The organism is Chryseobacterium sp. SIMBA_029 (assembly GCF_046535275.1).
GTDB lineage: Bacteria > Bacteroidota > Bacteroidia > Flavobacteriales > Weeksellaceae > Chryseobacterium.
Map to the genome: position 1 here is coordinate 347,482 of NZ_JAWRXA010000004.1, position 12,327 is coordinate 359,808.

Here is a 12,327-nt window from a genome sequence, read left to right on the forward strand (position 1 = left end):
AAATTGTAGGTTATCTTTATTAAATAAAATCACCAGATAAAGAAATACTAACAACTTGAAAATCGTAACCTTATGAAACAAACTAAACAGGAATTTTAGATATAAAGAAGAGTAAATAAGCTCATCAGTTTTAATAGTTAATGCCGGAAGCAATTCTTGTAATATTCGGCTTATAAAGGCGCCTGCCTGGAAAGTTATAGCTAATTAATCATCAAAGAAAAAGTAAAATAATTGATTTGCTCATCATGAGTTTGTTCCTGTATTCTTTTCCTGTGATTTGAAAAATAATGCTAATTCAGAAATAATCATGCATTAATCAGTGTTGAAATTCGCCCTGCAATAATGCATTTCCAAACACAAACACAATTAGAAAAAATTATGCGATGTTTCAAAACAGTAAATCATCAAAAGATCAAGTTTCTAAACTTGAAGAAAGTCCTGATTCAATCAAACAGGTAACTGAAAATGTTGGAAAGGAAACCTTAAATAAAATAGATCCTAAACTAGCCGATAAAGTTCAAAAAACGGAACAAACCAAAGACCAGGCACAAACATATTCCAATATGTTTATGAATCAGGTTGTTCAACATAATGCTCCATCCATTACACAGGATAAAGTTTGGAATAACCAACCGGTTTCTAAAATACACAATGCCAAGGCGATTGCCGAAAATCAAATTTCAGGCATTAATCGTATCGTAAAACTGGAAATCGTTATTGAAGGTAAAATTATAACACATTTCAAACATTTTAAATTAAAGCAAAGTGCTGTAAAGCACCATGAATTTAATTTGATGCTGGCTCATGATAGTTTAGGGAGTGCTGAAAATCACAATCTGGAAGAAGCCCAAAATTTTCTGGGGAAGCGAATTACCGTAGTTTTTAAATATAAAGATGTAGAAGATGGCCCAGAAAGAAATTTTGTCGGCGTGATTACACAAGTCGGTTTCAGTCAGGAAAAAGGCAGTTTAGGTAATATTCTTCTTCATGGCTTTAGCCCAACCGTATTGCTGGATGCTGCGCCTCATATCCAGAGTTTTGGAGGCAAACAGGAAATCAGTCTCAACAGTCTTGCAGAGCACGTAATCAAGGAAGGATTGGGAGCAAGTAAATTTGACTTCAGAGTAAATGCCCAGCATGGAAATATTTCTTACAGCTCCCAGTATGAAGAAACACATTATAATTATTTAGCAAGAATAGCCGAAGCTTATGGCGAGCAGTTCTTCTATGATGGTGAAGTTCTGCATTTCGGGAAACTTCCACCACAGGAAAAGCCTGTTAAGCTTACTTATGGCAGCACCGTAAATGATGTGAACATAATGATGAACGTGCAACATGTAAATCCTACCTTCTATGGATATAACAGCAGTAAAAATGAAAAATTAGAAACAGGAAGTTCAAAAATTAGCCATACATCAGATATCGCAAAACGTGCTTATGAAATATCAGAAAAGACGTTTTCGACACCTTCTTTACGAGTAGCGCCTATAAAAGCATCTTCATTTATGGATATTGATGCTTCTCAGAAAGGAACAGCAGGTAGTAAAGCCTCAGAAGTTTTTATCACCTCAGGAACTTCTACCATTCCATTTCTCTATCCTGGATGTATTACTGATATCGAAATGCGTAAATTGGATAGCAACGAAACTAGCTACTTTACAAAACTTATGATTATTGATGTTAATCATGAAGTGGATGCGAGAGGATACTATACCGGAACATTTGAAGCGATTGCATCAGATACAGGTTTTATTCCCCGTCCAGAGTTTCATGTGCCTAATGCAGAACCGCAATTTGCAAAAGTTATATCTAATACCGACCCACAAAACCAGGGGAGAGTACAAGTAAAGTTTGACTGGCAAAACGGGAACAATACCACTGAATTTATCCGTGTGATGTCTCCTGATGCCGGGAGCAGTGAAAAGGTTGGTAAAAATCGTGGATTTATGTCTATTCCAGAAGTAGGAGATCAAGTCATTGTTAACTTTGTCCACCTTCACCCTGACAGGCCCTTTGTTATGGGAGGAATGTATCATGGAGGAATTGGTGCTGGCGGTGGAACAGGAAACAATATTATGAGCTTCAGTGGTAGAAGTGGTGCAGAATTGAAATACGATAATGGTGCTGGTTCCATGAATCTCATGGATCAGGGCGGTGCCAATATGTTCTTTGATGGAAAGGGAAATGCTATTGTTAATGCAGATACAGACCATACGACCAATACAGGAAACAATAATACGATCAATGCGGGTAGCAGTACTGTTATCAATGTAGGCGGAAAAGAAGGTGCTTCTCCACAAGCCATGCTAAAAATGGATTCTGACGGAAATGTCGTAATTGATGCAACTTCTTCAATTACATTAAAAGTAGGAAATAATCTGTTATCAATTGATAAAGAAGGACTAATTAAGTTAAACGGCAAAAACCTGAAACAAGAAGCAGAAAATAATTTTGACCTTAATGCAAAACGGGTAAGCCAAACTGCGAAGGGAGCCAACTTTAAAATCAATAGCGACCAAAACGTAATCGTAACCGGCGGACAAGAAGTAAAAATGACATAAAAAAATAAAAAACATGGAGTATCTAAAGAATAATGCCATATTACAATGCAATAAAGGATTAATTCCTTCTATGTTGAATATAACGAGCAACAAGAAAATTAAAAATAGAGACGGATTATTTGCTACAGATAAAGATAATATTGCAGGAGTGAACATTACTCATTTCACATTGTGTGCAGTAGCAGGAATCTGCAGATTGAATTTAAACTTGAGCGGACAGCCCCTTAATTGGATTAACACAGTCCCTAAAGTAAAAATATCGGACAATAAACCTTTGTATGAAGGTTCAAAGTGTATTTGCCCTCTTGGGGGGATAATTTCTTGTATGAACTCCGGACAAATTTAATGTTATGGCTTTTGGAATAGACCTACCTTTCGAAATCCTTCTACTCATCCTAGTAGTAGTGGTTGTGTTATTATATTTTGTACTTAAAGCTTTAGTAGAAGCTTTGGTTGCTCTCGTCAAGTGGATAGGAGATGTGGCAATCCCATGGATTTGTGAAACGGCAGAAGCAATTTGGGACAAATTTGTGAGTACTCCGCCAATTACCGTTCCCGTACCTGAAGCTCCGCCGGTAACAGTGCCGGAAACAAAACCTGCTCCAATTCCTGTTCCCGTGCCAATACCTATAACCGTTCCGATACCAAAAGATGAAACCATACCACGAAATAGAGGCCCTTGGAATGTGTACGATGTACATGTGATTATTCCAGGAGATTATGGCGATTATCAAAGAGGGATTCCAAACCCTACTTCTGTATATTTAGTAACCGGAGAAATCTATAAGTATGGAAGAACAACGTATTCTTCTGTTTTAAGAAGATATGAAGCTTTTCCTTGGACAAGCTTTAAAGAAGCTATGATATTGGAAAACTTAAAAAATGGAAAATTCGGAGCTGTGGAATGGTATGCATTTCGGGTAAATCTTGCGTTAGCAATTTTTGTTGAAACGGGTCTTATATCGGCATATGAAGCAATTAGAGGAAAATATCCTCCGGGAAATACAGGTTTGTATTAAATTAGAAAAAATAATTATGGATTCAAAAGAAGTAAAACAGCAATTATCAGAAGCCAAAAAACACAAAAACAACGGCTATTTTGCGGAAGCATTGGAAATTCTTCATCAAATTAATAATGAATTTCCGAATAATCCCGATTATCGGTATTTATTAGCCGCAACTTATTATGAAAGCATGAATACCGATGCCGGAAAAAAATACGCCGAAGAAACATTGAAAATAGATTCCCAATACAAACAGGCGTACGAACTTTTGGGAGATGTTTATACGAAGGAAAACAATTTGGGAAAAGCACAGGAAAATTATGAAAAAGCAAGTGACTTAGATATCCACTACATGACTGTAGATGAAAAATTAATTCAGTTGTATCTAAAAACGAAGAATTATGAAGGCGTTTTAAGGGTTTGTAATAATATGATGAATTATATCCATGTAGATGTTTCCACTGCAAAATCAAGAGCATTGACTTCTGTTTATTTAGGTTGTGTTCTATATAAAGGCTGGGCATTAGTTTATTTGAAAAGATATGAAGAAGCAATTAATGAGATCAAAAGAAGAAAAGAACTCAATATGCAAATTAAATATCCTTCATATTTTAATCAATATAAAGACGATGATGAAGCCTTATTTAAAATGTATTATCAATTAAAAAATACAGCTAAAATAGGAGAATATAGAAAAAAAATGAAAGAAGAATATCAGCTTACAAATGAAGAAATAACCAAACTGGAAGAAGAAGCAAGACAGAATATTATATTGTTCAGACAAAGACCTGAAAACATGGCTTATTTAGGATTGACTTAACTATGGAAGCATAAGAAGTAAAACAACAATTATCAGAAGCCAAAAAGTAAAACAACAACGGCTATTTTGTAGAATCGCTTAATTATGGATACAAAAGAAAACACAATAAAAAAAATAGAGAAACTTACCCAAAAGTATTTTGATGATAATGAGATTCGATTGGCATTAAAATCTTACAGAGAATTGCTCACTCTTTTTCCTCAAGACAAAATCTATTATATCAATTATTTGGATTTTCTTGAAAATGAAATCGTAATTGCTGAATTATTGTGGAGTGCTTATGAAGAAAGTATTGTTTGCTGTGATATAGCAATACAATATTTAAATCAAGAAGAAGCGGAGTATTTTTATTTAAAGAAATTGGAATTATATGTTACAATGACGGATTCTGATTTTAAATGGTATATAGAGCATAAACAAGAAGTACAAAATCTAATAAGTGCAACCTTACAAAAATATCCAAAAAATGTAGATGCTTTAAAAAGGATAATGGCACTTTATCGCTTGCAGGGAAACAAAGAAAAGGAAAATGAAATATTGAATATTGCATATGAGTTGGAACCGGATGATTTTCTACTTGTGGTCTTTAAAGCCAATTACTTGGAGGAAAAAGACACATTAGAATCAATAAATGTATTAGAAAACTGGATATTAATTAATCCTACCTCACCTTCATTAGACACCGCCTATCAAAAAATCATTCGATTATATCAAAAAACAAAAAATCAGGAAAAAATAGATTTTTACCAAGATATTTTAGATAACAAATAACCTTTGTATGGAACTAAATATTACTCGCGAACATTCGCAAGAATATGAATTTAAATATCAAAAAACATCAGTATACAAAAGTAAGAAAACAACTGCAGTAAAAAGTGAAGGAACTTTTTTACTCAAATTAGATTTTGAAGAAGATTTTTACATGACATTTCATAGTAAAAAATATGTGTCTGATGCAAAACGAAAACTAGTATTTTCTCCAATTAAATTCAAGTATGATTTTGACTCCAATGTTTTTTTAATAAAGAATAGAGATTTTTTAAAAATCCATTGGAACAAATTTAAAGAAGCAAATCGAAGTAATAAAAGCAACACAATGTTGTATTTATATGAACAACTTTATTTTAGAATTCCTTTAGGTTTAGAATATGATCTCCTTTCTAATGGGGCATACTTTCCTTTTTTTGCAAATACTTATAAAAAGCACTTTGAAATAGGTGATATAATTTCGGGTATGTCGTGGGTTCATACTCCTTTAAGTTTGCCCTTTAAAATTGATTATGTTGTTGAGAGTATTTCTGAAACTGAAATTAACTTATACGGTATCATTTATCTTGATGACGAAAATTTGATTAGATTGCTTGCAGATAAAAAATTTCAGAAACATGCAAAACCATATCATTACAGTAAAGATTTTTCTATTGTTTCTGACATCAAATCTATTTATGATGTAAATACGGGTTATTTAAAATTTTCCAATTTTTCACTTAAAATATTTAGCGAGAATGAAGAAATTGATGAATTTGTAATCTCTTCCGTTTCTTCTAAGATGCAAAATTGATATAATACAGAATTCAATTACGGTCAAGTTTAGTGCATTTTAAAGATAATTTGCATTAGGTATTTATTGCAGAGTTTTCTGAATACCCCTGAGCTAAATCTTTTGTTACTGAATGGTGTACTAAGTCAAAATATGACATTGGGATATGAAGAGAGCGGATTTTTATTTTCTTTCATTAGAACACTCCAAAATCATTTTAATGTTAATAATTTATTTCTGCAAAAAAAATGCTTTTCCAGTCACTTTACAATGATTATGGCTTATATTAAAGTTCGGAATTCTATATACATTTGAAAATTTGTTGCTAAAATGTACCTTTGAATAATTTACTGAGGGACTGTAATTTATATCTAACCATTGTCTCCGCCATGACCGCAAGTATTACAGAAGAAAAAAATCTGCTACAGGCTCTACAGCTTGGTGATCATCGTGCGTTCGAGCAGCTATATAATCGTTATTCTAAAAAGATTTATTGGAAATTACTGCAAATGGTTAAAGATAAAACAGAAGCGGAAGAAATTCTGCAGGAGTTGTTTATAAAAGTCTGGAACCGTCGTGAGCAGATTGATTTGGATCGATCCTTTGGGGCTTATTTATACAGTGTAGCAAAAAGTATGGTGGCTGATTACTATCGAAGATTGGTTCGCTTGGGAGAAGCAGAAAAAGAATTGAAATTAAGCCATACCGAATATACTGCTGTAACAGAAGAAACAATACTTTCTAATGAAACAAGCAAATTATTGGAAAATGCGATCGCCCAATTACCAGTTCAGCGCCAAAGGGCTTTTATTCTTTGTAAGATAGAAGGAAAAAGTCATAATGAAGCTGCTGCGATTATGGGCATAAGTCCTAATACTGTACACAACCATCTGGTAAAGGCAACGCAATCCTTAAAAGGGTCACTTGCAGTTGAAAATTTGACTTTAAACCCAGGCGTATTAGTTCTTGCTCTTTCTGTAATACCCTGGGAACTCTATTGTCACTGAGATTCGCTTGTGTAGCTATTTCTCAAGAATGCATTTTAGAGTAGCCAAGCTTGCATCCATACCTTTTGCAACGGATTTTTCCATCATTGGAATCATAATATTTATTGGATACCTCAAAGTGCCAGCATTACTCCAGTAAACTTTAGTGTGATTATGGGATAAAGATTCGGTTTTCATTATAATTCTGGCTGTTGCCGACATTGGTTTTACAAAACGGATTTCTGATTCCATTTTCTCTCCTTCTATGATATCCATAATTTCTTTTTCACCTTGGCCTGCATTTTTATTTCCGCTCCACGAATAAATATAGCCAACTGTGCCATCCGTTCCCTTGAACTCTCTTTTCCTGTCTGGATCTTCCATTGCTCCAATGTTGAATTCGTCTTGATTTTTAAGAAGTTTGATATAGTCAAAAACCTTTTGCCGAGGTGCTTTTATTATAATATCTCTACTTACAAAATGCTTCTTTCTCATAAAAAGTGCAATGATTAGAACTAAAGAAATAATTCCCCCCAATACGAGCAGAATGGTAATAATAATATTCATTTTATGTTTTTTATTGTTAATGTTTGGAACTTAACGTGACCAATTTACAAAAATATTGTATTGGACAAACGGCACCGAAATAAGTTTATTGAAAAATATTTATTTTTTTTTAGATCAGAGTAGTCACTTTGCTTTTCCCAAGCGTATTAGTTTTAAAAGCACCGTAAATTGGAAAAGTTAGACTATATAAAAAGCCTTTATAGCAAATATCTCAATGATACTATTGATAATCAGGAGAAGGAATTTCTATACAATTTTTTTGACCAGGCTTCTGATGAGGATTTAAATAAAATCATCACTACATCATTTGAAAGCGATTATCAAATACCCTCAAATTTGGAGTATTTAGAGAAGGACGTGCAGCGTATTTTCCAAAAGATTAAAATGCGTACTGAAAATGTACAGCCAATCCTAGCTCTTAAAAATAATTTGTGGGTGCGGTATGGTTTAATAGCGGTTGCTGCTTTACTTCTTTTAGGGTTGTCTTTCGGTCTCTATCTTTATATAAGTAAAAGTGAAAATCATACACCTGCATTATTAAGCGACAAGCAAATAAAAGTAAATCCCGGTACTGACAAAGCTACACTCACACTGGATGATGGCAGAACGATTTTATTAGATACGGTTTCATCTGGTTATCTGCCAACACAGGCAGGTGTAGATGTTGCTAAAGTAGGTAAGGGACAGTTAGCATACAACGCGACAAGCAATCCGTCTTCCCAATTAGTTTATAACACCATCAAAATACCAAGAGGTGGACAGTTTCAGGTTATTCTGCCAGATAATACCCATGTATGGTTAAACGCAGCATCATCCATTAAATTCCCAATAGCTTTTCTTGGCAATAGCCGTGAGGTGACCATTACCGGCGAAGCCTATTTTGAGGTTTCAAAAAATAAAAATAAACCTTTTAGGGTGAAGACAGCAGACCAGACAGTTGAGGTACTGGGGACGCACTTTAATGTAAACAGCTACAGTGATGAACCTGCTACGGTGACCACTCTGGCCGAAGGTTCAGTGCGCGTAAACCTTGGCAGTAGTAGTAATGATTATAGCCACGCTATGACTATCGTTCCTGGGCAACAAACTTCCACAACGAAAGATAATATCACGGTAGGGACAGCGGATTTAGATGCTGCATTGGCCTGGAAAAACAATCAAATTTATTTTAAGCAAGCCAGTATTCAAACCATCATGCGACAGGTTTCGCGCTGGTATAATATTGAGGTAGAGTATAAAGGAAAAATCCCCAATAGAAAATTTACAGGTGGTATATACCGTACAGATAACCTGAATGATTTACTGAAAATCCTGATGCTAAATGATCTCCATTTCGAATTAATAAATAACACACTAATTGTTAAACCTTAAATCAGTGCCTATGCAGTAGAAGTTAAATCAAATTTTTAGTATTAGTTAATGATGCCCCATAAAAAAGCCGGTAATGCTGTCGAGAGCATTATCCGGCAATAGGAGTAGTCATGATAACACCGTAAAGCAATTATTCAACTAACCACAAACAAAAATATGAAATTTTTTACATGCTTTCGGCATGCACTTATGCGTGCCCGAAGTCACCCTACAAAACCACTTCTGGTTATGAAGCTAAGCGCAATCCTCATATTGATCTCTTATTTTCAGGTAATGGCAAGCGTATATGCTCAAAAGATATCATTGGCAGTAAAACAGCAGCCTATTGAGAAGGTATTTAGCCAGATACAGAAACAGAGTGGATACATCTTTTTTTATGATGAAAATATGATTAAGGAGGCCAATGCGGTAACCTTAAATGTAAAAGAAAAAAACCTTACAGAAACATTGGATTTGCTTTTTGAAGGGCAACCTTTTACCTACGAAATGGTTAAGAAAACCATTGTTGTAAAAGCAAAAGCTTTTGTAAAACCTAGAGTGAGTGCTAGCCCCAGACAGCAAAAGATTACTGGGCTTGTAACCGATGAAAAAGATGAACCTTTAGGGGGTGCAAGCGTAACTATAAAAGGGGGGACTGTTGCAACAATAACAGATAAAGATGGAAGGTATAGTATTGAAGCAAACGAAAATGACATACTCGTATTTTCCTTTTTGGGCTTCATGACGAAAGAAATAGCAGTTGGCAATCGAAGTATCATGAATATCAAATTGGCTGAAAGCGTTGGCCAGTTAGATCAGGTACAGGTAATCGCGTATGGAACTACTACAAGAAGACTCAACACGGGTTCGGTGGCAACCGTTTCGGCAAAGGACATTTCCCAGCAGCCTGTTTCCAATGCTCTTGCCACTTTGGTTGGAAAGGTTCCCGGCCTTGTTGTAACCCAACAGTCCGGAATGCCAGGCTCATCTTTCACAGTACAGATTCGCGGAAGAAACTCTATTGCGCAGGGATCACAGCCCCTGATATTGATTGATGGAATTCCCTTTGCCGCTGGCAATGAAAATATTCAATTGATAGGTTCAGCAATCAGTAATGCCGGTCAACAAAGTGGTGTAAGTCCATTCGCGGCTATTAATCCAGCAGATATTGAGAGTATTGAAATATTAAAAGATGCAGATGCAACAGCAATCTATGGTTCCAGAGGCGCTAATGGAGTTATTCTTATTACAACTAAAAAAGGGCAGGCTGGCAAAACACAAATCAATGCTAATATTAATCGGGGGTTTACTCAGGTAGTAAAACTACTTCCCTTGCTCAATACCGAACAGTACATTGCGTTACGTAAAGAAGCATTTGCAAATGCAGGTACAACGCCAACCACCATAAATGCACCAGATCTCACCATTTACAACCAAACTCGTTATACTGACTATCAAAAAGAATTTTTGGGCGGCACGGGTAATACTACAAATGCCAACCTCTCACTATCTGGAGGAAATGAAGCAACGCAGTTTCTATTAAGTGGTACATATTACAGGGAAACTAATATTTTTCCGGAAAGTTTACCAAACCAGCGAGGCAGTGTGCTTGCTAACATTAACCACAAGTCGAGCGATAATCGTTTTAGCCTAAATTTCTCTGGAAATTTTACATCTTCTGAAAATCGTGCCCCTACATCTGACCTTACTTTTTATACCTATTTAAGTCCAAATACACCAGCATTTTTTGATAAAGATGGCAAACTGCAATGGGCTTACAATGGAGTTTCAATTGAAAATCCGTACGCTTATTTAAGAGAAAAATACCAATTAAGAACGAATAATTTAGTGGGCAGTTTAAATGCAAGTTACCGTTTATGGGAAGGGCTCACCGCAAAAATACTGATGGGCTATAACCAGCAGTTTACGAACGAGCAAAAACTATCTCCTTCGGAAGCCAAAAATCCGAATAGTAGTAGTGTACAAGGGAACACGGCCATTTTTGGGAAAAATCAATACAGCAGTTGGAACATAGAACCGCAGTTGGAATACAAATCGAAGCTTTGGATAGGTAGCTTAACCGCGCTGGTGGGAACTACTTTTCTATCGCGTAGTAACAATAGCCTGACCGTAGAGGGGAGTGGTTATAGTAGTGAGGCATTATTGGAGAGTTTAGATGCTGCTACAACAATTGACGCCAGTAGTATGAACTCTAAATATCGTTATCAGGCTTTATTTGGCCGTTTGAACTATAACATCGCAGATAAATATCTTATGAACCTCACAGGGCGAAGGGATGGAAGCAGCCGTTTTGGACCAGGTAAACAGTTTGCTAATTTTGGAGCAGTTGGTGCGGCCTGGATTTTTTCAAGTGAAAAATGGTTTGAGAAAAATTTATCTGTTGTCAGTTTCGGCAAGTTACGGGGTAGTTATGGCGTAACCGGGAATGATCAGATTGGAGACTATCAATTTGTGGAAACATGGAAATCACCAAGTTATACCTATTTTGGTGATGCATCTCTAATACCAAACAACCTTTTTAATGCTGACTATGCGTGGGAACGTAACAAAAAATTAGAAGGTGCAATCGACTTAGGGTTTTTGAAAGATCGAATCTTATTTTCTGCTGGTTATTATCAAAATCGCAGTAGCAACCAATTAATTAATTACCGTTTACCCTATTTAACGGGGTTCTCTAGTGTAATTGCCAATTTTCCGGCCACGGTAGAAAATGAAGGATGGGAACTGAGTATCACGGCCACGCCTGTACAAACAAAACAGTTCCGCTGGAATAGCAGTTTTAATATCACATTCCCCAAAAATACTTTATTATCATTTCCGGGAATAGAAAGCTCTACTTATCAAAGCTTATATGTTGTAGGGAATTCCCTCAATAGTATTTATAACTATAAATCATTGGGCGTTAACCCAACTACAGGTTTACTGAATTTTTATGATGCCAATGGAAATGGTGTAGTTGATATAGGTGATTATCAGATTAATGGCACAATTGATCCTAAATTTTACGGGGGCTGGCAAAATACTTTGTCATATAAAGGCTTAGAGTTACAATGGTTTTTTGATTTCAAGAAGCAGACAGGAAAAAATATTTACTACTACTTATACGGAATTTCCTTGCCTGCTGGGACAATGAGAAATCAACCGGATCTTCTAGCTGATCGCTGGAAAAATACGGGAGACCTATCTGATTTACCAAAGGTGATGCCAAGCGGTACAGGTACCATAGCCAGCAATACTGTTAGCAGCAGTTTTGCATATAGCAACCAATCTTTTATACGCTTGCGCAATGTATCACTAAGTTACACTTTCAATGTTAAAACGCTGGCAAAGATTGGAGCGAAGTCAGCCCGTATATATTTGCAGGGGCAAAACTTATTGACTATTAACCGTACCAAAGGGTACGATCCGGAAACCCAAAACCCAGCATTAATGCCGATACTTCAGGCATATACAGTTGGGTTACAAATTTCATATTAAC

General features: G+C 35.7%; 10 protein-coding genes. 9 read left to right on the plus strand and 1 reads right to left on the minus strand.

Annotated features, from left to right (window positions below):
* Positions 1-383: 383 nt before the first annotated feature.
* The 7 genes from SB679_RS09355 (at position 384) to SB679_RS09385 (ending at position 6,932) form a co-directional block, all read left to right on the plus strand.
* Positions 384-2,561, plus strand: a complete 2,178-nt coding sequence (locus SB679_RS09355) for a type VI secretion system Vgr family protein (protein WP_410701980.1) — start codon at positions 384-386, stop codon at positions 2,559-2,561.
* A gap of 13 nt (positions 2,562-2,574) precedes the next feature.
* Positions 2,575-2,907 carry a DUF4280 domain-containing protein gene (locus SB679_RS09360; protein ID WP_410701981.1) on the plus strand — a complete coding sequence of 111 codons (333 nt, stop codon included), beginning with the start codon at positions 2,575-2,577 and terminating at the stop codon, positions 2,905-2,907.
* 4 nt (positions 2,908-2,911) lie between these two features.
* Positions 2,912-3,580: a hypothetical protein gene (locus tag SB679_RS09365; RefSeq protein WP_410701982.1), complete on the plus strand. Its 669-nt coding sequence runs from the start codon at positions 2,912-2,914 to the stop codon at positions 3,578-3,580.
* 16 nt (positions 3,581-3,596) lie between these two features.
* Complete coding sequence (locus SB679_RS09370) at positions 3,597-4,385, plus strand: tetratricopeptide repeat protein (RefSeq protein WP_410701983.1); 789 nt, start codon at positions 3,597-3,599, stop codon at positions 4,383-4,385.
* 84 nt (positions 4,386-4,469) lie between these two features.
* A complete protein-coding gene (locus SB679_RS09375; protein WP_410701984.1) occupies positions 4,470-5,156 on the plus strand; it encodes a hypothetical protein in 687 nt (228 codons plus the stop codon).
* A 7-nt stretch (positions 5,157-5,163) separates the two neighbouring features.
* Complete coding sequence (locus SB679_RS09380; protein ID WP_410701985.1) at positions 5,164-5,946, plus strand: hypothetical protein; 783 nt, start codon at positions 5,164-5,166, stop codon at positions 5,944-5,946.
* A gap of 317 nt (positions 5,947-6,263) precedes the next feature.
* Positions 6,264-6,932 carry an RNA polymerase sigma factor gene (locus SB679_RS09385; protein ID WP_410701986.1) on the plus strand — a complete coding sequence of 223 codons (669 nt, stop codon included), beginning with the start codon at positions 6,264-6,266 and terminating at the stop codon, positions 6,930-6,932.
* 15 nt (positions 6,933-6,947) lie between these two features.
* On the opposite strand, the gene SB679_RS09390 is transcribed toward SB679_RS09385, so the two are convergent.
* The gene (locus SB679_RS09390; protein ID WP_410701987.1) at positions 6,948-7,478 is read right to left on the minus strand and encodes an SRPBCC family protein; all 531 of its coding nucleotides are present in this window, start codon (positions 7,476-7,478) and stop codon (positions 6,948-6,950) included.
* Positions 7,479-7,646: 168 nt separating this feature from the next.
* Here SB679_RS09390 and SB679_RS09395 point away from each other — a divergent pair, with 168 nt between their 5' ends.
* Together SB679_RS09395 and SB679_RS09400 are read left to right on the plus strand one after the other, a co-directional pair.
* Positions 7,647-8,849 (plus strand): FecR family protein, encoded by a 1,203-nt coding sequence (locus SB679_RS09395; RefSeq protein ID WP_410701988.1) that lies wholly within the window; start codon positions 7,647-7,649, stop codon positions 8,847-8,849.
* A 228-nt stretch (positions 8,850-9,077) separates the two neighbouring features.
* A complete protein-coding gene (locus SB679_RS09400; protein WP_410701989.1) occupies positions 9,078-12,326 on the plus strand; it encodes a TonB-dependent receptor in 3,249 nt (1,082 codons plus the stop codon).
* The last annotated feature ends 1 nt before the right edge of the window (position 12,327 follow it).